This is a genomic window from Streptomyces sp. NPDC042259, from assembly GCF_055582085.1.
On sequence record NZ_JBVJDW010000004.1, the window covers coordinates 223767 to 249730 of the forward strand.

The 25964-nt window shown below is 73.6% G+C and carries 21 protein-coding genes; 12 read left to right on the forward strand and 9 right to left on the reverse strand.

Features of this window, described 5'->3' with window-relative positions; all coding sequences use genetic code 11:
* Positions 1-97: 97 nt before the first annotated feature.
* Together pdxH and ACZ6MA_RS13280 are read left to right on the forward strand one after the other, a co-directional pair.
* A complete protein-coding gene (gene pdxH / locus ACZ6MA_RS13275; protein ID WP_469434086.1) occupies positions 98-727 on the forward strand; it encodes a pyridoxamine 5'-phosphate oxidase in 630 nt (209 codons plus the stop codon).
* A gap of 375 nt (positions 728-1102) precedes the next feature.
* Entirely contained in the window at positions 1103-2524 is a 1422-nt protein-coding gene (locus ACZ6MA_RS13280; RefSeq protein ID WP_469433447.1) for a PAS domain-containing protein, read from the forward strand.
* Between the two features lie 137 nt (positions 2525-2661).
* Here the strand turns inward: ACZ6MA_RS13280 and ACZ6MA_RS13285 are convergent, their stop codons facing one another.
* The gene (locus ACZ6MA_RS13285; protein WP_469433449.1) at positions 2662-3417 is read right to left on the reverse strand and encodes an SIS domain-containing protein; all 756 of its coding nucleotides are present in this window, start codon (positions 3415-3417) and stop codon (positions 2662-2664) included.
* Between the two features lie 206 nt (positions 3418-3623).
* On the opposite strand from ACZ6MA_RS13285, the gene ACZ6MA_RS13290 reads away from it, so the two are divergent.
* From ACZ6MA_RS13290 to ACZ6MA_RS13300, 3 genes are all read left to right on the forward strand, one after another.
* Positions 3624-4316, forward strand: coding sequence for a metal-dependent transcriptional regulator (locus ACZ6MA_RS13290; protein WP_469433451.1), 693 nt, complete (start codon positions 3624-3626; stop codon positions 4314-4316).
* An 836-nt stretch (positions 4317-5152) separates the two neighbouring features.
* Positions 5153-6022: an alpha/beta fold hydrolase gene (locus ACZ6MA_RS13295; protein WP_469433453.1), complete on the forward strand. Its 870-nt coding sequence runs from the start codon at positions 5153-5155 to the stop codon at positions 6020-6022.
* Positions 6023-6151: 129 nt separating this feature from the next.
* Entirely contained in the window at positions 6152-7636 is a 1485-nt protein-coding gene (locus tag ACZ6MA_RS13300) for an FAD-dependent monooxygenase (protein WP_469433455.1), read from the forward strand.
* 89 nt (positions 7637-7725) lie between these two features.
* Here the strand turns inward: ACZ6MA_RS13300 and ACZ6MA_RS13305 are convergent, their stop codons facing one another.
* Positions 7726-8400, reverse strand: coding sequence for a bifunctional DNA primase/polymerase (locus ACZ6MA_RS13305; RefSeq protein WP_469433457.1), 675 nt, complete (start codon positions 8398-8400; stop codon positions 7726-7728).
* A 345-nt stretch (positions 8401-8745) separates the two neighbouring features.
* Between ACZ6MA_RS13305 and ACZ6MA_RS13310 the strand changes: the two genes are divergently transcribed.
* Together ACZ6MA_RS13310 and ACZ6MA_RS13315 are read left to right on the forward strand one after the other, a co-directional pair.
* Positions 8746-10134 (forward strand): transcriptional regulator, encoded by a 1389-nt coding sequence (locus ACZ6MA_RS13310; RefSeq protein ID WP_469433459.1) that lies wholly within the window; start codon positions 8746-8748, stop codon positions 10132-10134.
* A 355-nt stretch (positions 10135-10489) separates the two neighbouring features.
* Entirely contained in the window at positions 10490-12391 is a 1902-nt protein-coding gene (locus tag ACZ6MA_RS13315) for a hypothetical protein (protein ID WP_469433460.1), read from the forward strand.
* A 49-nt stretch (positions 12392-12440) separates the two neighbouring features.
* Here the strand turns inward: ACZ6MA_RS13315 and ACZ6MA_RS13320 are convergent, their stop codons facing one another.
* Positions 12441-13724: an ABC transporter substrate-binding protein gene (locus ACZ6MA_RS13320; protein WP_469433462.1), complete on the reverse strand. Its 1284-nt coding sequence runs from the start codon at positions 13722-13724 to the stop codon at positions 12441-12443.
* Between the two features lie 179 nt (positions 13725-13903).
* Between ACZ6MA_RS13320 and ACZ6MA_RS13325 the strand changes: the two genes are divergently transcribed.
* Together ACZ6MA_RS13325 and purU are read left to right on the forward strand one after the other, a co-directional pair.
* A complete protein-coding gene (locus ACZ6MA_RS13325; RefSeq protein ID WP_469433464.1) occupies positions 13904-14341 on the forward strand; it encodes an SCO4402 family protein in 438 nt (145 codons plus the stop codon).
* A 91-nt stretch (positions 14342-14432) separates the two neighbouring features.
* A complete protein-coding gene (gene purU, locus ACZ6MA_RS13330) occupies positions 14433-15317 on the forward strand; it encodes a formyltetrahydrofolate deformylase (RefSeq protein WP_469433465.1) in 885 nt (294 codons plus the stop codon).
* 16 nt (positions 15318-15333) lie between these two features.
* Here purU and ACZ6MA_RS13335 read toward each other — a convergent pair whose 3' ends face one another.
* The 3 genes from ACZ6MA_RS13335 to ACZ6MA_RS13345 all read right to left on the reverse strand — a co-directional run bounded on the left by ACZ6MA_RS13335 (position 15334) and on the right by ACZ6MA_RS13345 (position 19128).
* Complete coding sequence (locus tag ACZ6MA_RS13335; RefSeq protein ID WP_469433467.1) at positions 15334-16536, reverse strand: helix-turn-helix domain-containing protein; 1203 nt, start codon at positions 16534-16536, stop codon at positions 15334-15336.
* A gap of 718 nt (positions 16537-17254) precedes the next feature.
* Positions 17255-18559 (reverse strand): maleylpyruvate isomerase N-terminal domain-containing protein, encoded by a 1305-nt coding sequence (locus tag ACZ6MA_RS13340; RefSeq protein WP_469433468.1) that lies wholly within the window; start codon positions 18557-18559, stop codon positions 17255-17257.
* Positions 18556-19128 (reverse strand): sigma-70 family RNA polymerase sigma factor, encoded by a 573-nt coding sequence (locus ACZ6MA_RS13345; protein WP_469433470.1) that lies wholly within the window; start codon positions 19126-19128, stop codon positions 18556-18558. Before ACZ6MA_RS13345 ends, ACZ6MA_RS13340 begins: the two co-directional genes overlap by 4 nt.
* A 433-nt stretch (positions 19129-19561) precedes the next feature.
* Here ACZ6MA_RS13345 and ACZ6MA_RS13350 point away from each other — a divergent pair, with 433 nt between their 5' ends.
* Entirely contained in the window at positions 19562-19936 is a 375-nt protein-coding gene (locus ACZ6MA_RS13350; RefSeq protein WP_469433471.1) for an STAS domain-containing protein, read from the forward strand.
* Between the two features lie 67 nt (positions 19937-20003).
* Here the strand turns inward: ACZ6MA_RS13350 and ACZ6MA_RS13355 are convergent, their stop codons facing one another.
* Both ACZ6MA_RS13355 and ACZ6MA_RS13360 read right to left on the reverse strand, forming a co-directional pair.
* Positions 20004-21149, reverse strand: a complete 1146-nt coding sequence (locus ACZ6MA_RS13355) for a sensor histidine kinase (RefSeq protein WP_469433473.1) — start codon at positions 21147-21149, stop codon at positions 20004-20006.
* Positions 21146-21832 (reverse strand): response regulator, encoded by a 687-nt coding sequence (locus tag ACZ6MA_RS13360; protein WP_469433475.1) that lies wholly within the window; start codon positions 21830-21832, stop codon positions 21146-21148. Before ACZ6MA_RS13360 ends, ACZ6MA_RS13355 begins: the two co-directional genes overlap by 4 nt.
* 199 nt (positions 21833-22031) lie before the next feature.
* Here ACZ6MA_RS13360 and ACZ6MA_RS13365 point away from each other — a divergent pair, with 199 nt between their 5' ends.
* Positions 22032-22865 (forward strand): DUF4344 domain-containing metallopeptidase, encoded by an 834-nt coding sequence (locus tag ACZ6MA_RS13365; protein ID WP_469433477.1) that lies wholly within the window; start codon positions 22032-22034, stop codon positions 22863-22865.
* Positions 22866-23081: 216 nt separating this feature from the next.
* Here ACZ6MA_RS13365 and ACZ6MA_RS13370 read toward each other — a convergent pair whose 3' ends face one another.
* Entirely contained in the window at positions 23082-24461 is a 1380-nt protein-coding gene (locus ACZ6MA_RS13370; RefSeq protein ID WP_469433479.1) for a helix-turn-helix domain-containing protein, read from the reverse strand.
* A 188-nt stretch (positions 24462-24649) separates the two neighbouring features.
* On the opposite strand from ACZ6MA_RS13370, the gene ACZ6MA_RS13375 reads away from it, so the two are divergent.
* Positions 24650-25912 carry an alpha/beta fold hydrolase gene (locus ACZ6MA_RS13375; protein ID WP_469434087.1) on the forward strand — a complete coding sequence of 421 codons (1263 nt, stop codon included), beginning with the start codon at positions 24650-24652 and terminating at the stop codon, positions 25910-25912.
* The last annotated feature ends 52 nt before the right edge of the window (positions 25913-25964 follow it).

Genomic DNA, 25964 nt, shown 5'->3' on the forward strand with positions numbered 1-25964 from the left:
AGGCCGCCGTTCCCGCTCCCGTGCGCCGTATCCCCGCGGGCGGCCCGTGTTGCAAGATGTCCGCGTGTCCCACGCCGATGATCTCGACCCCGCCGCGATGCGCGCGCAGTACCGCTTCGGCGGTCTCCTGGAGACGGACCTCGCCGACAGCCCGTACGGGCAGTTCGCACGCTGGTTCGCGGAGACCGTCGCCGCCGGGCTGCACGAGCCCAACGCGATGGTCGTCTCCACCGCGGACGCCGCCGGACGGCCCAGCTCCCGGACCGTGCTGATGAAGAGCTACGACGAGCGCGGCTTCGTCTTCTACACCAACTACGGCTCCCGCAAGGCCGTCGAACTGGCGGCCAACCCGCACGTCTCGCTGCTCTTCCCCTGGCACCCCGTCGCCCGCCAGGTCATCGTCACCGGCACCGCCGAACGGGTCGGGCAGGAGGAGACGGCCGCCTACTTCCGCTCCCGCCCGCACGGCTCGCAGCTCGGCGCCCTGGCCAGCGCCCAGTCCACGGTGGCCGCCTCGCGCGCCGAGATCGACGAGGCGTACGAGCGGCTGGCCGCGCGCTACCCGCAGGGCACACCGGTGCCGGTGCCGACGGGCTGGGGAGGCTTCCGGGTGACGGCCCGGACCGTGGAGTTCTGGCAGGGCCGGGAGAACCGGCTGCACGACCGGCTCCGGTACGTGCGGGCCGCCGGGGACCCCGGCTGGCGGATCGAGCGGCTCTGCCCGTAGCGGGCGGCGGCAGGCACCGCCGGAACGCAGACGATCCGTGGGCCGGTTACCGCCGTGCCTCGCGGCGCGGCGGTGCCGAGCGGACGACTCGGCGGCCCACGGATCGGGTGACTGCTGGGAATTGGCCGGCGGAGCCGGCGTTGCGCTGTGCGCGACGACGGGCGCTAGCCCGCGGTCACCTCACGCGTCCGGACTGAAATCATGTCCCGAACCACCTCCCTTCTCGTGTACCCACAGCCTAGAAAACGGCCCCGTGGACGACAAGCGAATTTCCCCGTGGCACCGATTTCGCCGAAGACGGTGTGGTGCCGGGCACGGTCGAGTTGAATAGCCCGTCGTGCAGGACATGCAGACGCGTCCAGCAGGGGGTACCACGTGACCGCTCCACACCCGTCCGGCCCCGCCCGCCCCGGAACCCGCACCGGGACCGGGGCCGCCGCCGGCAGCGACGACTCCGGCCTCCTCGCGGCGCTCCTCGACGGCATGGACGCCGCCCTGTGCGCGTTCGACGCCGACGGCACGGTCACCCACTGGAACCGCGAGGCCGAACGGATTCTGGGCTGGTCGGCGGCGGAGGCCGTCGGACGGCACGGGCTGGCCGGCTGGGCCGTGCGCCCGGCGGACGCCGAGGAGGTCACCGCGCGGCTGCTGGGCGTGCTGGAGACGCCCGGGCGGCAGGTGCACGAGTTCGCGCTGCTCACCAAGGACGGCGGCCGGGTCCTCGTCCGCGTCCAGACCTCGGCGGTCCCCGGCGCGGACGGCAGGCCGAAGGGCGTGTACTGCGCGTTCAGCGAGGTGCACACGCAGATCGACCTGGAGCGGTCGATCGCGCTGAGCGAGGGGCTGTTCGGGGACGCGTCCTGGGGCGTGGTGCTGGTCGACGCGGACCTGCGCCCTGCCCTCGCCAACGCGCACGCCGCGCGGGCCCTGCGCACGGGACGCACGGCCCTGCTCGGCCGGCCGCTGGGCGATCTCCTGCACCAGGGCGTGGAGGAATTGGAGGGCGCCCTCCAGCATGTACTGGCGGCCGGCGCCCCGCCCGCGCCCACGGACCTGTGGGTGACGCTGCGGGACGCCGCCGGAGCGGCGTCGGAGCGGCGCTGCTGGCGCAGCGGCTTCCTGCGGCTGGCCTCCCCGCTCGCGGAGGAGCCGGTGCCGCTGGGGGTGGCCTGGCTGTTCCTCGACGTGACGAAGACGCGGCTGGCCGAACAGGAGAGCGCCCGGCTGCGGTTCCGGGGCAATCAGCTGCACCGGGCGGGCCGGGCGGTCGCGGAGTGCGAGGACCCGATGGAGGGCGCGGCGCTCTACCTGGACTTCGCCCTCGCGGGCTTCGCCGACCACGCCGTGATCGATCTGCTGCCCGAACCGATGGCCGCCCCCGAAGGCCCGGTGCGGCTGCTGCGGACCGCCGCGACGCCCGCCGGGGCGCCGGGTCCGTGCCCGGCGGCGGCCCTGAGCGGACTGCCGGTGCCTTACGCGGACGGGCACCCGGCACTGCAGGCGGTCGAGCGCTGCGGCTCGGTGCGGGCCGGCTCGGACCGCACGGACGGCTGGGCACCGGACCGCAAGTGGCCGGACGGCACGGAACACGCCCTGGCGACGGTCCTGCGCAGCCGGGGCCGCACGCTCGGAGCGGTCACCTTCCTGCGCGGCCCCTCCCGCCGCCCGTTCGACCGCGCGGACGCGACCTACGCGGAGGACGTCGCCTCACGGGTGGCCGCGTCGATCGACCTGGCGGCGACGGCGGAGGCGGAGGCCGCGGCCGCGGCCGACTGGTGCGGTAAGCCTGTCGGCTGAGGCCAGCCACGTCTGGCCTGGTCGCCGGTTCGCCGGCCGCGGGCCGTCTTGGCCGCCTGCGGCGGCGAGCGCCCTGCGGGCGCGTCCTCAAGCTCCCCCAGCTACCGCTGGGAGGTACCCCCAGGGGCTGGATTGGGCTAATGGCGGAAGAAGATCCGGTCCCCGTACTCGGCCATCACCCGGCCGTTCCACTCGTGGCCGCCGTCCACGTTCCCGGAGCGCAGCATGGGCGGGTCGATGCCCCGAGCGGCCAGCTCACCTGCGGCGGTCGCGACGACGGCCTGCAGCAGGGCGCTGGTGACGACGGTGGAGGCCGGGCCGAAGGGGGCGGCGATGCCGTCGGAGGTCAGCTCCGCGTCCCCCGGCGGGATCTTGCTGTCGATGACGAGGTCGCAGTGGTCCTTGAGGAAGGTGCCCGAGACGTGCCGGGACCTGGTCTGCCCCGCGTAGGCGAGGGACGTGACGCCGATGACCTTCAGCCCCAGGGCCCGGGCGTTCATGGCCATCTCCACCGGCAGGGAGTTGCGGCCGGACAGCGAGATGACGATCAGGACGTCGCCGGGCTGTACGGGGCTGGAGTCCAGGACCGCTCCGGCCAGGCCGTTCACCCGCTCCAGCGCGCTGCCGAGCGTGGCGGGCATGACGTCGACGCCGACGACCCCGGGGACGGCGAGCAGGTTCATCAGGGCGAGGCCGCCCGCCCGGTAGACGACGTCCTGGGCGGGGAGCGAGGAGTGCCCGGCACCGAAGACGAAGAGCCGCCCGCCGTCGACCACCGTGTCGGCGAGCATGGTCCCGGCGGCGGCGATGTGGTCTGCCTCCTCGTCGCGAGCCCGCTGGAGCAGCCCGATCGCGGCGTCGAAGAACTGCCCGGCCAGCTTGTTCTCGCTCATCGCTGCGGGGCTCCTTAGCTCGGAATCCGGTGGTGCGTGGGGGGTGCGCACGACCGGTGCGTACGCTCGTGGCGCGGATCACGTTGCGGTCTTGACCAGCGCCCTGTCAATACGGCGTCCGCGCCGACGCCGTACGCGGCACCGTTGTCGGTGGTATGCGTCAGAATTGAGTCCAGGGCCAGCGCACGACATATCGAGGGGCACACATGTCCGGACTGATCGACACCACGGAGATGTATCTCCGCACCATCCTCGAGCTGGAAGAGGAAGGCGTGGTCCCCATGCGCGCCCGCATCGCCGAGCGGCTCGACCAGAGCGGCCCGACGGTGAGCCAGACCGTGGCCCGCATGGAGCGGGACGGCTTGGTCTCGGTCGCCGGCGACCGCCACCTGGAGCTGACCGAAGAGGGCCGCCGACTGGCCACCCGCGTCATGCGCAAGCACCGGCTCGCCGAGTGCCTGCTGGTCGACGTGATCGGTCTGGAGTGGGAGCAGGTGCACGCCGAGGCGTGCCGCTGGGAGCACGTGATGAGCGAGGCGGTGGAGCGCCGCGTGCTGGAGCTGCTTCGCCACCCGACCGAGTCGCCCTACGGCAACCCCATCCCGGGCCTGGAGGAACTGGGCGAGAAGGCCGAGGCCGACCCGTTCCTCAACGCCGGCATGGTCAGCCTGATGGATCTGGAGCCGGGCACCGAGGGCAAGACGGTCGTCGTCCGCCGCATCGGCGAGCCGATCCAGACGGACGCCCAGCTGATGTACACCCTGCGGCGCGCGGGCGTCCAGCCGGGCGCGGTGGTCAGCGTGACCGAGTCGCCCGGCGGCGTCCTGGTCGGCAGCGGCGGCGAGGCCGCCGAGCTGGAAGCGGACATCGCCGCGCACGTCTTCGTAGCCAAGCGCTAGGCCTGGCCGGCCGTCACCCCCACGCATGGCCTGGTTCCGGCCGAGCCCTTCCGCTGCGTGGGCGGCGTCCTCAAGCTCCCCCAGCTACCGCTGGGAGGTAGGCGGTGTCCTCAATCGCCGGACGGGCTGCTGTGCTCTGTCCTCAATCGCCGGACGGGCTGAAATTCAGCCCGTCCGGCGATTGAGGACGCGCCCGCAGGGCGCTCGCCGCCGCAGGCGGCAACGGGCCGGCCCGCAGTCGGAGAACCGCCGGCCAGGCGAGAGGCGCCTGCCGCCGCAGGCGGCACGGGCCGGTAGCCGCAGATCCGCCGGAGGCCGCCGCAAGGCCGTCGGTCAACTTCCTTGATTCCGACCGGAGTCAGCGGAATCGATACGCCCAGCCCCCTCGGCATGCCACGCTGGCGCTGACGCATATGCCCACGCGCCACCGACCTGGGGAGGGTTCGATGGGGCCAGCGGGCCGCACAGCCACCACGCACCCCGCCGCACGCAGGGCATCGGCCGCACGCAGGGCATCGGCCGCACGCAGTGCACCGGCCGCACGTCGTGCGCTCGCCGCACGCAGTGCAAAGGGCCCCGGCGACTTTTCAGATCGCCGGGGCCCCACCTCCCCGTGCTCCCCCGCGGCGACCCGGAGCCCCGAGCTCCCAGGGTGCGCCTCGCGGACCTTCTTCCCCGAGCGGTCCGCGCCCAGATCGATGTCTCCCCTGGGTGCGGGCGGCCAATCCTGCCGCATGGTCACTCGAACGAGGGGTGTTGCGCGCGATATCGGCTCATTCGAAGAGGTGTTCCATAACCTAGGGCTGCTCGGGGGAGAAGTGGGAGTGCCAGGACTCATGGTGCGGCGTATCGACGTGAGCGGAAGCGGTGGGGTGCGGCTGGCGGCCTGGGAGTTCGCCGACCCTCCGAAGGCGGGCGGCCCGTTCGGCGGCGGTGGTCCGAGCGGTGTGCTGTTGCTCCACGGGCTGATGGGCCGCGCCTCGCACTGGGCGGAGACGGCCCGCTGGCTCTCCACGCGCCACCGCGCGGTCGCCCTCGACCAGCGGGGGCACGGGCGCAGCGAGAAGCCGGCCGACGGCCCGTACACCCGCGAGGCCTATGTGGCCGACGCCGAGGCCGCCGTCGAGGAGTTGGGTCTGGCCCCCGTCACCCTCGTCGGGCACGCCATGGGCGCTCTCACGGCCTGGCAGCTGGCCGCGCGCCGTCCCGACCTCGTCCGTGCCCTGGTCGTCTGCGACATGCGGGCCTCCGCGCTCGGCGCGGCGACGCAGCGGGAGTGGGGCGAGTGGTTCCGCTCCTGGCCGGTGCCGTTCGCCACGCTCGCGGACGTGCGCAAGTGGTTCGGCGAGGACGACCCCACGCTGGAGCGCCCCAACCCGGCCCGTGGCGATTTCTACGCCGAGGTGGCGGCCGAGCGCGCCGACGGCTGGCGGCCGCTGTTCTCCCGCCGGCAGATGCTCCTGGCCCGGGAGACGTACGTCCACGACGCGCATTGGGAGGAGTTGGCGCTCGTCGAGTGCCCGGCCCTCGTCGTGCGCGGTCTCGACGGCGAGCTGGGCCGCGCCGAGGCCCAGGAGATGGTGCGCGTCCTGCCGCGCGGCGTCTACGCCGAGGTGCCGGACGCGGGCCACCTCGTCCACTACGACCAGCCCGACGGCTGGCGCCGCGTGGTCGAGCCGTTCCTCGCCTCGGCCCTGCCGGCCTGACGTCACCCTCCGCCCCACGGTCACCCTCCGCTCCACGGCCGGATCGGCGTGCCCGGAATTAATTCAACGACCGTTGACATACTCGGGGTCCGGGTGTGCACTGGAAGGACCGAGACACCTGGAGCTGCCATGACTTCTCGTAGCGAGCCCACCGCCGACGTCCTCGTGGTCGGCGCCGGGCCCACCGGGCTTCTGCTGGCCGGCGATCTCGCCGCCGCCGGTGTGCGGGTCGTGCTGCTGGAGCGGCGGGCCCGGGAGTCGAACCTCACCCGGGCCTTCGCCGTCCACGCCCGGACCCTGGAGGTGCTGGACGCGCGTTCGATCGCCGAGGAACTGCTCGCCACCGGCGTGTTCATCTCGTCCGTGCGGCTCCTGGGCAAGGCCAGGCTCGACCTGTCGGCCCTGCCGAGCCGCTTTCCCGGTGTGCTGATGACCCCGCAGTACGAGACCGAGCGGGTGCTGGAGGAGCGGGCCCTCAAGCTCGGTGCCGAGATCCGGCGCGGCACCGAGGTCGTGGGGCTGCGACAGGACGCGGACGGCGTCGACGTGGACGTCCGGACGCACACCGCCGACGAGGTCTCCGATGAGGGCGAGGCGGCGACCCTCCGCGCCCGGTACGTCGTCGGCGCGGACGGCGTGCGCAGCACCGTGCGGCAGACGCTCGGGATGCCCTTCCCCGGCAAGTCCGTCCTGCGGTCGGTCATGATGGCCGACGTGCGCCTCGCCGCCCCGCCCCGGGTGACGCCCGCGTTCAAAGGCGTCGACGAGGGCTTCTCCTTCGTCATCCCCTTCGGTGACGGCTGGTACCGCCTCATCGCCTGGGAGCGCGGCAGCGATCTGCCCGCCGACGCGCCCGTCGAGCTGGACGATCTGCGCGCCGTGACCCGGGCCGCGTTCGGTACGGACTTCGGCGCCCACGACGCCCGCTGGACCTCACGCTTCCACAGCGATGAACGCCAGGTGCCGCGCTACCGCGACGGGCGGGTCTTCCTCGCGGGCGACGCCGCGCACGTCCACTCGCCCGCCGGTGGCATGGGGATGAACGCGGGGCTGCAGGACGCCGCCAACCTCGGCTGGAAGCTCGCCGCCGTGCTGGCCGGCCGTGCCGACGACGCCCTCCTCGACACCTACCAGGACGAGCGGCACCCGGTGGGCACCATGGTCCTGCGCCTGAGCGGGGCCATCCTGCGGATGGCGCTGACGGGCTCGACGGCCGTGCGGGGGCTGCGGCGCGGCGCGGCCGTCGCCCTCCGGCTCGTGCCGTGGGCGGCTCGCCGTCCCGCCATGCTCGTCTCCGGCCTCGGCATCCGCTACCCCGCACCGCCCGGCGCCCACCCCCTCGTCGGGAGCCGCGCCCCCGATCTGCCCCTGGTGGAGTCCGGGGACGGCCCGACGCGGCTCTACGAGGCGCTGCGCGCCGGCCGGCACGTCCGGGTACTGCCGCGCGGTGCGGCTTCCGGTGGGCGTGAGGGTGAGGGGGTGCCGGTGGTGGCTGGGGCGGACGTCATCACCGTGACGCGCACGGACGCGCGGGGGGAGAGCCTGCTCGTGCGGCCCGACGGCTATATCGCCTCGGTTTCCGAGGCCGGCCCCACGGGGGAGGGCCGGCCTTAGCCGTCGATCGCCGGGCGGGCTTGATTGAGCCCCTCCGGCGGGACGGCAGTCGTAGCGACTGCGAACGACTCCGACCGCCGCGGAGCGGACTAGCGGCCGCGGGCGTCCGCGGTCTCCCGGCCGCACGCGTAGGCGAGGGCACTGACCAGCTCTTCCGCGTCGGGCAGCCAGCGGTTGGCGGCGGTCGGCTGGCGCGCCCACTGGACCGCGCCGCGCGCGCCCATCCGGGTCGGCGGCGCGACGACGTAGTCACCCTCGCCACGCGCGACCAGGTCCAGGGACGAGGGCGGCCAGCCCAGCTTCCGGGCCAGGTCGGCGACCTTCAGGGCACCCCCGGGCAGGACGAAGAACAGCATCCGGCGGTGCGGGGTGGAGGTGATCGGCCCGAGCTGGATCTCCATCCGCTCCATCCGGGCGAGCGCGAGACAGCCCGCGCTCTCGGGTACGTCGAGCGCGTCGAAGGTGCGGCCGGTCGGGAGCAGAACCGAGGAGTTGGGCTGTTTCGCCCACATCCGGCGCGCGGCGACCGCGCTGCCGGTGGCCTGGGTGGCCCAGTCGGGGCGGGCCGGATGCGCGCCGGGCGAGGGGCAGTCGAGATCACCGCACGAGCAGCGTTCCCTGCCCTGGTCGACTTCCAGCCAGGTGCCGGCGAATACGTCCCAGTGCCGTTCTTCCGCGTATCGAACCGCGGCGTCGAGGACCTGCTCGCCGCGTTGTTGGGGGATAAGCGGGGCTCCTACTCCGATGGTCTTTTCCACGTTCATCACAACTCCCCTTGTCACCAGGGGTTACGGCTCGGGCATGGCCTCCTCCGCGGACCCCGGCCATGCATATGGGGCGCACGGGAGCATGCACGGGGGCGCAGGCGCGGGTTCGCCGCCGCGAAGGGGTAGCCACCTGCCTGGCGGTCGCGGACGCGGTCGTCACCGTTTCGCCTACCGCAGATGTCACCGCGTCATTACCGCAATTGCCGGTCATTACCGGTAAGTCCCGCATTCTCCGGACACCAGGGGGGCAAAGATCACAGGAGAACGCGTTCACAGCCGTCTCAGCTTCTCCGCGCTTCGCGGCAGCCGTCGCGAAGGCATAGCAGTTTCAGGGGGTACAGCATGGCCGCACGGCCACTCGTGGCGCGGCAGCCGAACGAACGGCTGCAGGCACTCATTCAGGAAGCGGGCTGTTCCAACGCCGGTCTGGCGCGCCGGGTCAATATGTGCGGTGCCGAGCACGGCCTCGATCTTCGGTACGACAAAACGTCCGTAGCCCGCTGGCTGCGCGGCCAGCAGCCGCGAGGCCGCGCCCCGGCGATCATTGCCGAGGCGCTCGGCCGCAAGCTGGGCCGTACGGTGACGATCGACGAGATCGGCATGGCCAACGGCAAGAACCTGGCCTCCGGTGTCGGGCTGCAGTTCTCCCCGACCGTGCTCGGTGCCATCGAGCAGGTCTGTGAGCTGTGGCGCAGTGACGTGGGCCGCCGGGACTTCCTCAGCGGTACGTCCGTGGCGTCCTCCGCGCTCGTCGAGCCCAGCCGGGACTGGCTGATCACCAGTGCCGACGCGCAGGTGGCGCGCAACGCGGGCGCCCGGGTCGGGGTCTCCGACGTCGAGGCCGTCCGGGCCACGACCGACGCCCTCGTGGAGCTGGATCACCGGTACGGCAGCGGGCACGTCCGCCCGGTGGTGGTCCACTACCTCAACAGCGTCGTCTCCGGGCTGCTGGCCGGCTCCTACCGGGAGGTGGTCGGCCGTGAACTCTTCGCGGCGGTCGCCCGGTTGACGGAGCTGGCCGGGTACATGGCCGTCGACACCGGTCAGCCCGGTCTCGCCCAGCGCTATTACATCCAGGCGCTGCGGCTGGCCCAGGCCGCCGGGGACCGTGGTTACGGCGGCTATGTGCTGGCCGCGAGCATGAGTCATCTCGCCGCGTCGCTGGGCAATCCGAGGGAGATCGCCCAGCTCGCCAAGGCCGCGCAGGAGGGGGCGCGGGGGCGGGTCACCCCGCGGGCCGAGGCGATGTTCTGCGCGGCCGAGGCGCGCGGTCACGCGCTGCTCGGTGACGCGCGGGCCTTCCAGTCCGTCGCGACCCGGGCGGTGACCTGTCTCGAACAGGCCGACGGCGACGGGGACTCGGGGGACGATCCGCCGTGGATCCGTCACTTCGACCAGGCCTATCTCGCGGACGAGCTGGCGCACTGCCACCGCGACCTCGGCCAGGCCGAACCGGCCCGCCGCCAGGCCGAGGCGGCCGTCGCCGGTCACCCCGAGGGCCGCGTCCGCCGCCGCGCCATCGGTCTGCTGCTGCTGGCCACCGCCCACGTCCAGCAGCGCGAGGTGGAAGAGGCCTGCGCCACGGGCACCCGCGCCCTGGAACTCCTCGGCTCGCTGCGCTCGAACCGCGGCGCGGAGTATCTGGAGGACTTCCAGCAGCGCCTCGCGCCCTACCGGGAGGAGTCCGTGGTCCGGGAGTTCGGGGCCAGGCTGGAGGTACAAGCGGCGTAGGCCTGGCCGGCGGTTGCATGGGGGGTGCACCACCGCTGCGCGGCGGTGTCCTCAATCGCCGGACGGGCTCGAATTAAGCCCGTCCGGCGATTGAGGACGCGCCCGCAGGGCGCCTGCCGCCGCAGGCGGCCACGACGGCCCGCAGTCGAAGAGACCGCCGGCCAGGCGAGAGGCGGCCACGACGGCTCGCAGCCGAAGATCCGCCGGACAGGGCCTAGGCCCGTCGGGACGGAACCGGGCCGGGGGGCAGGAGCGTCGTACGGGGCTGGACGGGCGGTGCATGGCCGACCGCCAGTGCGAACCGGTAGCGTGAGCCGCCGGTTCGAGTCAGTCCCGTACAGCTTGAGGAGTCCCGGTGACGCAGAGCGGACAGGGAGACGAGCCGCAGTTCCCTGCGGCCCCGCCCGCGCAGCCCGTGCACGAGGGCGTCGTGCTGCCCTCGCGCAGGAGCCACGCCGCGCCGTGGTCCCCCGGCCGGGAGCAGCGGGACGCGGCGGCATCGGACGAGTCCTGGGGTGAGCCCTGGAGCGCCGACGGGCAGCGCGCGCCCCTGCCTCCGGAGCGTCCCCGGCAGGCGCCGGGGAACCCGCCGGCCCAGCCGCCGCAGGAGGCCGGGCAGCCCATGCGGGTCACGCAGGTGACCGAGGCCTTCGTCAGCGTGCCGCCGCCGCCCGCCCACGCGCCGGGCACCCCGCCGGCCCCGGGGGCCTCCGAGGCCACCCAGTACCTGCCGCCCGTGGCCACGGGCCCGGCGCGGGGGGGCGATTCGGCGTCCGAGGCGACCCAGTACCTCCCGCCCGTCGGCAACGGCCCCCTCCCCGGCGCGCCGGTGCCGCCCGCGCCCTTCGCCCAGCCTGCCTCCGACTCGGTGTCCGAGGCGACGCAGTACCTTCCGCCGGTGGCCGCCGACGGGCCCGCGCCCGGTTCCTCCGACTCGGTGTCGGAAGCGACGCAGTACCTGCCGTCCATGGGGACCGGTTCCCTGCCCGGCTCGTCCACGCCGACCGCGTCCTTCGCGCGCGGGGCGGCCGACCCCTCGGCCGTGACCCCCGAGTACCTGGAGCCGGGCGGCTCGCCCGACTCGCCGTCCGAGGCGACCCAGTACCTGCCGCCCGTGGGCGGCGACATACCCGGCGGCATACCCGCCGGCACACCCGGCACCGGCCCGTCGGGCGCCGAGCGGGACGACCGGCCGCACGGGCGGCACGCCGCCGAATCGGCCGCGGAGGCCACGCAGTTGCTCTCCCCGCAGCCGCCCGCCCCGGCGGAGTTCGAGGCCACCCGTCATCTGCCGCCCGTCTCCGAGCGGCCCTCGGCCCCGGCCGCGCACTCGGCCGACCCGGCCGCCGGCGGGCCGCCGATCTTCGCGATGCGGCCGGGCCAGGCGGAGCGGCCGCCGCCGGCCGAGTTCGACGGGCTGTTCCGCGCCGCCGAGCCGACGGCGCAGCTGCCGCCCGTCCAGGAGCCCATCCGCAAGCAGACGCCGCCGCCCGGCCACGGGCCCGTGCCGTCCCACCAGGGCCCGGGCGGCCCCGGCCGACGGGCGCCCCACGAGGCGCACCGGGCCCCCGAACCCCACGAGCCCTACGACCCGCCGGCCCGGCGCAAGAAGTCCCCGGCCGTGCTGATCGGCGCGGTCGTGGCGGCCTGCGCGATCGCCGGCCTCGGCGCGGGCGCGCTGCTCAGCGGCGGCGACGAGGACACCAGCGACAAACAGAACACCTCCGCGAGCGCGGCCCCCAGCCAGCCGCCGAAGGACGACGACCAGAAGACGAGCCCGCCGCCGTCACCGTCCGCCGACCCGGCGCTGGCCCAGGCGAAGGCGCTGGACGCGCTGCTCAAGGACAGCAACAACAGCCGGGAGTCGGTCATCAAGGCCGTGGACTCCACCAAGAGCTGCAAGAACCTCGACGCGTCCGCGAGCGATCTGCGGGCGGCCGCCACCCAGCGCGACGGTCTGGTGACCCGCCTCGGCCGGACCCCGATCGACAAGCTGCCCGACCACGCGGAGCTGGCGTCGCAGCTGCGGAAGGCCTGGCAGTCGTCCGCCTCGGCGGACAGCCACTACGCGAAGTGGGCCAAGCAGGTGGACGGCAAGCGGGGCTGCCTCAAGGGCCACGCCCGCCCCACCCGGGAGAGCGCCGCCGGCGACAAGGCCAGCGGTGACGCGACCGCCGCGAAGAAGAAGGCGGCCGACCTGTGGAACCCGATCGCCAAGAAGTACGGGCTGAGCCAGCACGCGTGGTCCCAGCTGTGAGCCCGGCGGAGTCCGGCTGTGAGCCCCGGCTGTGCGCCCGCCCGCGCCGTCACGCGGGCTTGCGGCGGTGCTCCAGCGTCCTGGTGACGTCGGTGAACCCCTCGCGCACCGCCACGAGCCGGCCGTCCCGCACCACCTGATAGGTGACATTGGCGTTGACGATCCGCGGATAGTCCTGGACGGCCAGCAGGTCCTGGTAGCGCCAGGAGAGCGGGGGCGTCAGCCCGCCCGTGCCGACGCGGTGCCCCCGGTCGAGCGCGCCGCGTACCGCGTGGGCGCTGATGTCCCCGGCGTCGAGCGCCATGAGCACCGACCGCAGGGCGGTGTAGGCGATCCACGTGGTCTGCACGCCGGGATCGGCGGGGTCGAGACGGTTGTCACCGAAGGCGTGCCGGTCGATGACCTCGCGCATGGCCGCCCAGCGGCGATCGTCCGCGGCGGGGTACCAGCCGGTGGCGAACGCGCCCTCCAGCGGGCTCTTCGCGCCGCCGGTGCGGTCGACGAGCGACTGCCGGACGCTGCCGAGCACGGAGGCGATCCGCACCTTGGCCCCGGCCTCCGGCTGACGTCGGAAGGAGTCGAAGAACGTGTCCGTGCGCTCGCCGAGCGCCGCGGTGACGCAGCCCCCGCCGCCGGGGCCCGCGGCCTTCAGGGCCTGTGCGCTCGTCCGCTCGTAGTCGGTGGCGTCCTCGGGGGCGCGGAGGTCGGCGGCCGGTGGCCGGCCCGCGGCGGCGAGCCCGGCGTCGAGCAGCGCGGGCAGACGATCACCGGAGATCGTGTCGGGCCGTACGAGGGCGACGCGCTCGCAGACGCCCGCCAGCTGGCGCCCGTTGCCCGCGAGCAGGGCGGCCTGGCCGCCGTTGACCGGGTAGGACAGCGGGCTGCTCAGCTCCTCGTCGGTCAGGCCGTAGCCGCCGATGAAGGGGGTGCCGGACGCCTCCAGCGGGGACATCATCGCCCGGCCGTGCTGGCTGTAGGAGCCGACGACCGCGACGACCCCCTCCTCGACGGCACGCCGCGCGCAGTGCGACGCCGCGACCGATTCATTGCGCTCGTTGCAGGTGAGGACCTTGAGGTCGCGGCCGTGGATGCCGCCGTGCGCGTTGACCCAGCGGGCGAACGCACCGGCCATCGCGGGCATCCCCGCCATGTTGGTGGCCGGGGTGCCCTCGGGGGCCCAGGTCATGACGGTGACGGGCGCCCAGGAGTCCCCCCGCGCCCCGGGGAGCCCCGCGCACCCGGTGAGAAGCGCCGCGGTCAGCGCCGTGGCGCACACCGCGGCGGTCGTGGTGGTCCGTAAGGGGCGGATGGTCAGGCGGCGCCGTCCGGTCATGGCCCGCACTCTCGCGGCCGCCGGGGAACGGACGTGTGATCGCGGTGCGACGACGAGTGTCACCGGAGTGAATTGCGGGGGCCTGATGTGGACGACCGAGGGGGAACGTACGATCGAGTGCTGTGCAAGGTTCGGAGAAGTCTTCCCGTCGCGGCCGCCGCTCGACCACCATGGACGGCATGCCGCTCAATGACATGCCGTGGTGGCGCTGGCGCGTGAACGTGCGCTCCGCGCTGCACATGCTCTCGGACCCCGTCTTCCAGCGGGAGTGCTGGCTGCCCGGGCTCCCGGGGTACGGAGATGTGACCGACGCCGTCTACCGGCTCGTCGAGGACACCTGGCTGGACAACTGGTCGGCGGAGAAATACATAGGGACGATCTTCCGGGACCCGGCCGAGGCCAACCTCGTCGACGTCGCCGTCCTGCGGGTGCTGCGGATCATGCACCAGGTCGGGGCCGACGCGCCCGTCTCGGCGTATCTGGAGCACCACGCCTGGCCGGAGGCCGTACGGGCCGCCCGCGAGGCGCATGTCCGGCTGGCGGCGAACGACGGGGACGAAGCGGACGTACCGCCGCGTCCGCTGGATGTGCTGGCGCGGCTCACCCGCATCGCCTGACCGCTCGCGGGCCCTTCGCGGGGCCCGGTCCGGGGGTCCCGCGGAGGCGGGCGGTCCGATGGGGCCGACGGGTATGCGACGCTATTGGGCTATGAACGCCTCGCAGCCCCCCGCCACCGAAGGGGCCCCCGAACAGTACGTCCTCACCCTCTCCTGCCCGGACAAGCAGGGCATCGTCCACGCGGTGTCCAGCTATCTCTTCATGACCGGTTGCAACATCGAGGACAGCCAGCAGTTCGGCGATCACGACACCGGGCTCTTCTTCATGCGGGTCCACTTCACCGCCGACGCCCCGGTGACGGTGGACAAGCTGCGGGCCAGCTTCGCGGCCATCGGTGACACCTTCCACATGGACTGGCAGATCCACCGCTCCGACGAGAAGATGCGCGTCGTGCTGATGGTGTCCAAGTTCGGGCACTGCCTCAACGACCTGCTCTTCCGGTCCCGGATCGGCGCGCTTCCGGTCGAGATCGCGGCCGTCGTCTCCAACCACACCGACTTCGCCGAGCTGGTCGGCTCGTACGGCATCCCCTTCCGCCACATCCCGGTGACGAAGGAGAACAAGCCGGAGGCGGAGGCGGAACTGCTGGAGCTGGTCCGCGCCGAGGGCGTCGAGCTGGTCGTCCTCGCCCGCTATATGCAGGTGCTCTCCGACGACCTGTGCAAGGCCCTGTCCGGCCGGATCATCAACATCCACCACTCCTTCCTGCCGAGCTTCAAGGGCGCCAAGCCGTACCACCAGGCCCACGCGCGCGGTGTGAAGCTGATCGGCGCCACGGCGCACTACGTGACCGCCGACCTGGACGAGGGCCCGATCATCGAGCAGGAGGTCGAGCGCGTCGGCCACGGCGTCACCCCCGACCAGCTCGTGGCGATCGGCCGCGACGTGGAGTGCCAGGCGCTGGCGCGCGCGGTGAAGTGGCACAGCGAGCACCGGGTGCTGCTGAACGGGCGGCGGACGGTCGTCTTCGCGTAACGGCGGCCCGCGAGGGTCAGGCGGATCGCGGCTGGCGGGAGCCTTGAAGCTCCCGCAGCCGTGCTTCCAGCTCGGCGATGGCCTCCAGCCGGGCGGACAGTTGCTCCTTGAGCTCGGCTTCCCACGCGATGCTCCGGCGCAACTGGGACTCGGCGTCGTCGAGGGCTTGGCGCAGCCCCGCCATTTGATGGGGGCGCAGGGCGGCCAGGTGCAATTGCCGGAGACGGCTCACCGCGTCCGGTGCGACCTCCCGGCCCCGGTGCAGCGACACGTCCCGCAACAGCGCGTAGACGAATTCCCACGGCGGGATACGGCTGCCCGAGAGGTACCGGGAGACGGTGCTCACGTCCCTGTGATGTCGCTGGGCGAACGCGCGCAGGGAGGTACCGAGCTCGCCGAACAGGGCCCGCAGTTCCTCGGCCAGGACGCGCCTGGCGTCCGGTACGTGATCGAGGGGGGCGCGCAGCACGCGGGCCCGGGGGAGGGGCAGCTCGGCGACCTCCACGGTCTTCTTCACGAGGACCGGCAATGTGTCCGACACGGGCTTCGGTGCGGGCTGTGGGGCCGGCTGCCGGTGTCCGCTCCTGGACAGGCGCAGCCAGTGCTCGTGCCACTGCTCCACGACCCCTGCGGTCTCCTCCGCGTGGATCCGGCTCTGTCGTTGGGCGAAGGCCAGACAGGCGCGTACGAGCGACCGGACGACGAACGAGGTGGGCAGCGAGGCGCGTTTGGGGTCCAGGGCGTCGCCGATGGTGCTGCGCGGCAGGCGGGCGGTGCGCGGGGTCCAGTTCCGCGCGATGTCCTCGAGCCGTGACAGCGACGGGTTGCCCGCCCAGAGCTTCAGTTCCCGCAAGCAGGCGATGAACTCCCGAGGGGTTTCGGACGAGGCCGGGACGGGCGGTCGCGTCGACCAGGGGCGTACCTCGGTGGTGGCCGGGCCGCCGAGTGGGGCCGGCTCCGCTTGGTGCTGGGCGATCAGCCACTGCTCGGTCCAGTGCTCGCGGTCGCCGCCACAGGCCGTGGCGTACGCGAGGGTGAGTTCGAGACTCGGGAGCTTGCGGCCCGCCGCCGCCTGGGACAGCGCGGACACCGAATAAATCGTGCGTCGTGCGAGGGTCGCGTACGTGGGTGAACCGGCGGCGCGGCGCAGCTTCCGCAGTTGCCGGGCGAACGTCCCGTACGGGGCCGTGGGGTCGATCGGGTTTTCCGGGCGTGCCACTCCCGCCTCCCGCGGGTGGTCCAGGGGGTGCCGCGAAAGGCGCGGCACCCCCTGGCAGCCGACAGGGGTCAGGACGTGCGCTGGAGCTCGCGTGCCGCCGTACCGGCGGCGAGAATGGTCGCGAGCGCGGCGGTCTCGTCGTAGCCGAGTGCGACGAGCACGACGACGACCACCAGTACCGGAATCACCGGCGGCACCGTGAGGGTCCTTCCTCCCGGCAGACTGACGCACAGTGTGTGCGTATCGATCGACACAAGTACCACTTCCCTTTGTCCGGACGGCCCTTGATGGAGTGTCACGGGTTGCCGCCCGGGACACGGCTCCACTGTCCCAGCTGGCGTGGCGTGAAGTCACCCGCTCAGAAGGTCTGGTTGTTCACCGGATTCCGGGGCCGTGTTCGTTCGTCATCGTGAGGTGTCGACGCGGATTGTTTACCGAGCGTCCGGGATGAGAGTGAACAATGGCGGCCGGTTTCACGTTGTGCCTGGCCGGCGCCCCGGGGTTGTTCAGCGAGTGTCCGGATCCATCCGGCACGTGTTGCGACCCTTCCTGCAACGCCGGTCCGCGTGGGAGAAACTCAGCAGAACTGCGATGCCGGTACATGTTCCGTCCGGACGGTCTGCCGCAGCTTCGAGAGCCACCCGTTGCCGCGGGCCTCTCACCCCGTGGGGCCCCGCATCCGAGATGCGGGGCCCCACGTCACGTCAACCCGACGTCGTCACAACCGCGAGAGCGAAGCCGTGGCGAGCAGCACGTCGCGGATCGCCTCACGGTCCCCGTGCTGGCCCGCCGCCGCTTCCTCCGGCGGTACGTGGCCCGCCGCGAGGCGGCAGAACTCCAGGGCGTCCAGCGCTACATGGGCCACCTCCTCGTCCGCCGAGGGGAGCGCAGCCGGGGAGTCGAGGGGAATGCGCCAGTGGCCGCCGCCGTCGCCCTCGATCTCCAGGTGGAGGGTGCGGCCCGGCGTGCCCGCCGCGACCAGGGTGCGGGGCGGGCCCGCCAGGCCCGTGCGGCGGCGGTGCGCGATCGTGGCGGGCAGGTGCCGGGCCGCGAGGTCGATCAGCCGGTGCAGATGGCCGGCCGCCGGTGGGGCGTAGGGGTAGTGGACGGCCTCGGCGATGTCCCCGGCGTGCACCCAGCATTCGAAGGCACGGTCGAGGAGGGAGTCCCGCAGCGGCAGGGCGAACGGGCCGTACGGGACGTCGAGGCCGGCGACGCCGCCGTCCGCGAAGGAGACCGTCCTGAGCAACGAGTGGCTCTGGGCGCGCCAGGCGGCCCGTATGTCCCCCGGTGCCCGCTCGGCGGCCGAGGTCCAGAACGCCTCCGTGCGTTCCGTGGGCGTCCCGGGCCCCTCGCAGCCCCGCCGGGCGGGGAGCCCGAGCGCGTCCGCGACGATGCCGTCCACCGCCATCAGATGGCCGATGACCTCGGCCACGGTGGTGTCCCGCCCGGCCGGGCGCCGGCCGTCGAACCAGCCCAGCCGCACCGGGGCCCGCCATTCCGACTCGCCGATGTCACGGAGGAGGGCGTCGAGGCGGGCGGTCTCCGCGTCGTAGGGGGCGGCCCATTCGGGCACCGGGATACGGGCGGGGCGGCGGGACAGACAGGTGGCGAGGGTGCGCGAGCGCAGGGTGGGGTCCAGGTCGAGATTGTCCTCGGGGTGCAGCAGGGCGACCGCGTCCCGCAGCCGGACGGCTTCCTCCGCGCAGCTCGCACAGTCCGTCAGATGCGCTTCGACCGCCGCAGTCTCCTCGGGGGAGCAGGCGGCCAGCGCCCAGGCGCCGAGCAGTGACGTGAGCAGTCCGTGGGACATCGGTGGCGTCGCGGGCACGGGCGGTTCGGGGGCGGGGGCGGGGGAGGGCGGCGGGACCGGCCGGGGCGCCGGGTCCGGTGCGTACGGCCAGCGCGGTGCGTCCTCGGCGGGCGGACGCGGCGGGGGTATGCGCGGTGGACGGTCCGCCGCGCCGTGCCCGCCGCCGGGCAGCCGGTGGCCGGGGCCCGCCGGGTCGTCGGTGCCGCTCACCGGCCGGCCCTCCCCTGCCCGCGGCCGGGCGGCACCGCCGCGCGCGGCCCGGGGTGGGCGGTGGCGAGCAGTTGCAGGCCCAGCCGGAGACGGCGGCGCGCCTCGTCCTCGGTGACGCCGAGGTCGGCGGCGGCCCTGCGGTAGTCGAGCCGGCGGAAATAGGCGAGGTCCAGGGCGGCGCGCAGCGGGGCGGGCATGGAGGTGACGATGTAGTCGGCGCGGGCGGCGGCGGACGCCGCGCGGACCTTCTCCTCGATCTCCTCCGGCGCGCTCTCCCGGTCGCTCTCCGACTGGCGCAGCCGGCCGACCGCCTGCCGGTGGGCGAGCGTGGCGATCCACGAGCGCAGCGGGCCCTGCTTGGGGTCGTAGGCGTCGGGGTGCTCCCAGACATGGCCGAACACCTCGCGGGTGACGCGGTCGGCGTCCGCCTCGTCACCGAGGACCCGGTGGGCGAGGCCGTGCACGAGGGAGGCGAACCGGTCGTACAGCTCACCGAGCGCGGCGGCCTCGCCGCTCGCGAGGCGCTGCTGCATCTTCCGGTCCCACCGGGGTGGTGCGTCGGTCGTCATACGGCCCCCTTGCGTGCGCACCGCCACGCGGGTGGCACCCGGTGGCGTCTCACTCACGTGTCCCGTACGCGCGTACGTCGTACTGCTGCCCAAAACTGCTTGTGCCCACCGTCACATACTCGTCGAATGTAGTGGCCGCGCCCGGCGCCCCAGCCTCCTTTGCGGCAAATTGCCGCCCGGGAACGGCCACGGATGATATGGGTACGTTCACTTTGCGCACGTTGCGCCGATCGTTGCGGATCGTACCTGTGCGAATGTGCCGATGTGTTATGCGGGTGTGACCGGATCTGTGGGGCTGAGGGCTTTGGACGGGGCATAGGCTCCTTGGCGCCCGGCGTATGCCAGGTGGTGTTTCACGGGAAAGCGGCCGGGCAGAGGCCACCGAGGAAAGACGTCCGTGGGAGCGCGGGACCGAGTGAAGGGCTGCGGGCACGTGACACTGAAGGTGACGGAGGGCGAGCGGGGCCACTGGGCCGTGCTCCGCGTCTCCGGGGAGATGGACCTCGTGACCTCGCCGGCGGTCCGGCAGCATGTGCACGACGCGGTCGCCGAGGGCCGCCGCAGCCTGGTGCTCGACCTCGGTGAAGTCCGGTTCTGCGACTCCAGCGGGGTGGGCGTGCTGATCGCCGCCCGCCGGCTGATGCGCTCCTGCCAGGGCCGGCTGCGGCTGATCCTGCCCGCGCAGGGCGCGGTCGACGGCTCGCACGTCAACCGGGTGCTCGGCGCGCTCGGGGTGCGCCGCCTCTTCGAGGTCTTCCCCGACCTGGACACCGCGACCGACGAACGGGCGAACCCGCTGTCCGCGTAAGCCTGTCCGGCGGATCACGTGGCGGGCGGCCGCGGTCCGTGGCGTCCGCACCACCGCCCCGACGCGTTCACCCCGACGCGGGGAACTCCGCCCGTACGAGGAAGCCGCCGTCGTCCGTGGCGTGCGCGGTCAGCGTTCCGCCCAGGCTCTGCGCCCGCTCCCGCAGCCCGACCAGACCGTGGCCCCCGCCGGGCAGTTCCGGCGCCGGTACGGCCGCATCCGCCGGGCCGTTGCGGATCTCGACCCGCAGGCCCCGCGGCTCCTCCTCGGTGACCCGGACCCGCACCCACGCCCCGGGCGCGTGTTTGCGCACGTTGGTCAGCGCCTCCTGCACCGTGCGGAAGGCGGCCCGCTCGACGGCCTCGGAACGCTCGGTCGCCCGGTCGGAGGTGTCCTCGTAGTCGACGTTCAGGGCGCTCAGCTCGATCAGCCGGGGCAGGTCGGCCAGGCGCGGCTGCGGGGTGAGTTCCTCGGTGTCGGCGCCCGCGGCGCGCAGGATGCCGACCATGTGGCGCAGCTCGTCCAGGGTGCGCACGGACAGTTCGCGGATCGTGCGGGCCCCGGCGCGCGCCTCGTTGTCCGCCGTGCTGATCTGCACGGCCCCGGCCTGCAGGCTGATCAGGCTGACCTGGTGGGCGACGACGTCGTGCATCTCGCGGGCGAGCCGGGCCCGTTCGGTGGCGAGGACCTGGTCGGACAGCAGCCGGTCCTCGCGGGCCCGGCTGCGGGTCAGCTCGTCGAGGCGGGCGGCCAGTTCGCGGCGGGTGCGGGTGAGCAGGCCGACGGCGACGGGGGTGGCGGCGGTGACGAGCGCGTCCACGAGGAAGAGGGCCGTCTCGCGGCGGTCGTCGAAGGAGAGTTCGGAGATCGGGTAGGGCAGGAAGTGCGCGGTGGCCAGCAGCAGCCCGCAGGCGACGAGCAGCCGCCGGTCGGGCCGGCGGACCGCGATCGTGTAGAGCGCGACCATGGGCGCGAACCAGATGTAGCCGATGTAGATGCCGGGCAGCGTGGCCGCGAAGACGACGAGCGGGAACCGCCGGCGCCACAGCAGCGCGACCGCGGCGAGCAGCGACACCCCCAGCTCCAGCCCCAGCCCGGTGCCGTTGACGAGCAGCGCGTCCATGACCGCGAAGAGCGCGGGCACCACCACGGGCGCGGCGGCGGGCAGCCGGACGCCGGCGCGACGGCGCCGGGACCGGGGGGAGGCGGTCACCGGGCGCCGCCGTCCCCGGGGGCGGCCTCGGCGGGGTGGCGGGTGGCGACGAGACCGGCGCGGTCGGCGACGACGGCGGCCTGGACGCGGTTGACCCCGCCGAGCTTGCCGAGGACGGCCCGGACGTGGTCCTTGACCGTGCTGGGGGCCAGTCCCATGCGCTCGGCGATCTGGGGGTTGGCCAGACCCGCGCCGAGGTGGGCCAGCACCTCGCGCTCGCGCGGCGTCAGCGCCCGCACCGCCGAGGCGGCGGTCGTCTCCGCCTCGGCGGCGAGATAGCCGCCGATGACCGCCCGGGTCACGCCCGGATCCAGCACGCTGGCCCCGGCGGCGAGGGTCCGCACGGCCCGTACGAGCTGCTCGGGGTCGGTGTCCTTGAGCAGGAACCCCGACGCTCCCGCGCGCAGCGCGGCGGCCAGGTACTCGTCGGCGTCGAAGGTGGTGAGCATCGCGACGGCGGGCGGGTCCGGGAGGAGGCGCAGGGCGCGGAGCACGGTCAGCCCGTCGACGTCCGGCATCCGGATGTCGAGCAGCACCACGTCGGGCGCGCAGCCGCGCACGGTGTCCACGGCCGCGCCGCCGCCGCAGTCCGCGACCACCTCGATGTCGGGGGCCGTGCCCAGGATCATCCGGAGCCCGGACCGGACGAGCTGCTCGTCGTCCACCACCGCAACACGGATCACGGGCCGCTCCCTCTTCCCTGTTCAAGAGCCGGAGTGCCTCCTGTCGGCCCCCGGCGTCCCCCAGCCTGCCGCACGGCTCGGACAAAAGCGGAGCCGGGCGCTCCACCCGGCCGGAGGGGACACCCCCGCCGATCGGCGGGGGTGGGCCGGGACCCACGGGGGATTCCGTTCCGGTTACCCCGACCGGCAGAGTGTGTCCATGCTGCACCATGCCGGGGCCCACCCCCGGACGCCCGATCGCGCGTGGCGCGCCCGCGCCCTCGTCGCGACCGGCGTCTGCGTCGCCCTGGCGACCGCGTGCGGCTGCACCCGGTCCCAGGCCGCCGCGTCCCCCACAAGCGGCGGCCTGTCCGTGTCCTACGAGGCCCCCCGGCGCGGCGGCGCGGACGAACGGCCGTTCTTGAAGGACCGCCGGCTGCCGGAGCGGGTCGCCGAGCATCTGAACGACACCCTGCGGCTGCCCAAGGACATCGGCGTCGTCGGCCGGACCTGCGACGAGAAGGACGACGTCCCCACCTACGACCAGGAGACCCGGCGCATCGAACTCTGCTACGACTTCGTCGACGAGGTCCGGTCGATGTTCGAGGACGCCCACAGCCCCGACCCGGACGAGCGCACCGCCGGTGTGATCACCGAGACGCTCTACCACGAGGCCGCGCACGCCCTGAAGGACACGCTGCACCTCGCGACCACCGGCCGGGAGGAGGACGTCGCCGACCAGTTCGCGGCGTACAACCTGATCCCGCAGGGCGCCGCGGGCCGGGCCGCGGTGCTGGCCGCCGCCGACAACTACGCCCAGTACGCGCGGGAGACCGCCCCCGAGGACATCGACTTCTCCGCCGAGCACCCCCCGGAGGCCACCCGCTCGGCCAACTACCGCTGCTACCTCTACGGCGCCGCGCCGAAGAAGAGCGGCCGACTCGTCGACGGCACGCTGCTGACCAAGGAGCGCGCCGAGCTGTGCGCCGACGAGTACCAGGATCTGCGGCGCGGCTGGAGCAGCCTCCTCGCGCCGTACACGACCGGCCGCTGACCGGCCTCTGGAGGGGAGGAGCCGGTCAGCGGACGCCTTTCGCCTGGCCGGCGGGTCTTCGGCTGACGGTCCGCGTCGTTGCCGCCTTTCGCCTCACCGGCGGAACTTCGGCTGCCGGTCGGTTTTGCCGCCTGCGGCGGCGGGCGCCCTGCGGGCGCGTCCTCAATCGCCGGACGGGCTGGTTTTGGCTGGGGTCAGCCAAAACCCGGACACGGCCTACGGCCGCCACAGCGGAGGCGCGGCCGGTGCGGGGCCCAGGGTCGTCGTGCCGGGAGCCGCGCGGTGGCCCAGGCCCGTGCGGTACGCGTCAAGGGCGGCGTCCGTCCGGCCCGTGCGCCGCAGCAGATCGCCCAGCAGCCGGCACAGATCGGCGAGATCCCCCGCGGCACCCGTGCGCTCCAGCAGGGACAGCGCCGCGCAGTAGTGCTCCTCCGCCGCCTCGGAGTCGGAACGCTCCTCGGCGATCAGCCCCAGCAGCCGGTGCGCGCCGCCCGCGTGGACAGCGCCGCGCTCGGCACCCAGGGCCGAGGGCGACAGCAGCGGGCGCAGCAGCTCCTCCGCCTCGGCCGCCTTCCCGCGCCGCCGCAGCACGTCCGCGAGTTCCACTTCGACCTGCACGGTGAACAGCGGGGCCTTCTTTGAGGCCAGCATGTCGCGGGCGGTGCGCAGCTCGCTCTCGGCCTTGCGCAGATCGCCGTCCTGTGCGTAGACGTAGCCGCGCATCCAGTGGCAGTGCGCCAGCTCGGTGCGGATGTGGAGCTGCTGGTACAGCTCCTGGGCCTTGGCGAGCGAGGCGTCGGCCTCCGCGATCCGGCCCTCGGCGATGAGGGTGCGGGCGACCCCCCGGTGCATGCTCGCGATGAGCGCCGGATTGTCAACCTGCGGGGCGAGCGCGAGCGCGAGTTCGGCGGCGTGCGCGGCCCGCGCGTGCGCTCCCATGTCCATGTAGGGGGCGATGACGGCGGTGTAGAGCAACAGCAGCGCGTCGGGGTCGTGCAGCCCGGCGGCGTTCAGCTCGTCGACGGCCGTCTCCAGCAGGTAGCAGGCGTACCGGAGTTCGCCCGCGAGGAGATGGGCGGTGGCACGGCCGCGGACGGCCGGGACGCGGCGCGGCAGCGGCTCGTGGGCCAGCAGCCGTTCGACCTCGGCGAAGTGGTCGCGCGCGGCGATGAGGTCACCGGTCTCCAGGGCGCAGTCGCCGAGCCCCTGCACGGCGGTGGCCTCCTCGGACACCAGGGCGTGCCCGGCGGCCTCCGCGCGCAGGGCGCGGAAACGCGCGGCCGCGTCCTCGGCGTCCCCGGTGGCCAGGACGCGCCGGGCGTCGGTCAGCCGCAGCCGCAGCTCGATGGCCAGATGCGGGGGCCGGCCGGTGGCCAGTTCCTCCAGGGTGATGCCGAGGCGCCCCGCGAGATGGCGCAGGGCGGTCTCGGACGGGCGTACCTTCCCGGCCTCCAGGGTCGAGACGTACGCGGCGGTGTAGGCGGGCTCGGCCAACTGCTTCTGGGTGAGACCCCGTTCCGTCCGCAGCCGGAGCACGCGTCGGCCGATGTCGGCGGGTTCGTCGGCCCGTATGCCGTGGGTGCTGTTCTCGGCCACTTGTGCCCCTCGGTAAGTTACGCCGTGACTTAAGTCGTGAGTTAAATCTGGTTGATTCGATGTAGTCGAGGTGAGGACGGACGATGCCGGAAGCCTTGGGGAAGGCGGCTGCCGCCGCGCGGACGAGCGGACCGGCGGATCCGATAGATACCACGGGTACGGGGGTCGTCCGGCAGCCCGGCCTCGTCATGACCGACCGCTTCTTCGACGTCCCCCTCGACCACCGGGCGCCCGACGGCGAACACATACGCCTCTACGCCCGCGAGGTCGTCGCCCGCCGCCGCGCACACGAGGAACTGCCCTGGCTGGTCTACCTCCAGGGCGGCCCCGGCTGCCCCGCCGGGCGCCCCGTGGGCCGGGAGAACTGGCTGGACCGGGCGCTGGAGGACTACCGCGTCCTCCTCCTCGACCAGCGCGGCACCGGCCGATCCACGCCCGCCACCCGGCAGACGCTTCCGCTGCGCGGCACCCCGGCCCGGCAGGCCGATTACCTCACCCACTTCCGCGCCGACTCCATCGTCCGCGACTGCGAGCTGATCCGCGCCCGGCTGACCGGCGGCCGGCCATGGACCGTGCTCGGGCAGAGCTTCGGCGGCTTCTGCGCGGTCACCTACCTCTCGTACGCCCCCGAGGGGCTCGCCGAGGTCCTGATCACCGGCGGACTGCCGTCCCTCGACGCCGACGCGGACACCGTCTACCGCGCGGCTTACCCGCGCATGGAGCGCAAGTCGCTGGCGCATTACGCCCGTTACCCGGGCGACGAGGCCGCCGCGCGCCGTATCGCGCACCATCTCGCCGACCACGAGGAGGTGCTGCCCGACGGCACGCTCCTGACGGTCCCGGCCTTCCAGCAACTCGGCATCCTCCTCGGCACCGGGGACGGCTCCCACCGACTGCACTACCTCCTCGAGGACGCCTTCGTGGACACCGTCGCGGGACCGCGGCTGTCCGACGCCTTCGCCGGACAGGTCGCGGCGGTCCTCTCCCGCGCCGACTGCCCTCTTTACGCCATCCTCCATGAGGCCATCTATGCCCAGGACGAGCGCGCGACGCACTGGTCAGCCGATCGGGTGAGGGTCGAATACCCGCAGTTCGAACGGTGGATCGAGCCGGGAGCGCGTTTCCTCTTCACCGGCGAGAGCGTCCACCCCTGGATGCTGCGCACCCACGCGGCCCTGCGCCCCCTGCGGCAGACCGCCGAACTCCTCGCCGAGCGCCGGGACTGGGCCCCCCTCTACGACCCCGAGCGCCTCGCCCGCAACACCGTCCCCGTGGCGGCGGCGATCTACCACGACGACCTCTACGTCGACACCGAGCACTCGCTGCGCACCGCGCGCGCGATCGCGGGCCTGCGGACGTGGGTCACGGACGAGTACGAACACGACGGCCTCCGGGCGAGCGGCCGGGTGGTCCTGGACCGGCTGTTGCGCCTGGTCCGGGACGAGGCGTAGCCGCCGCCCAGCCCCCGGCGACGAACTGCGCGTGTCATTTGGGTAACTTGAA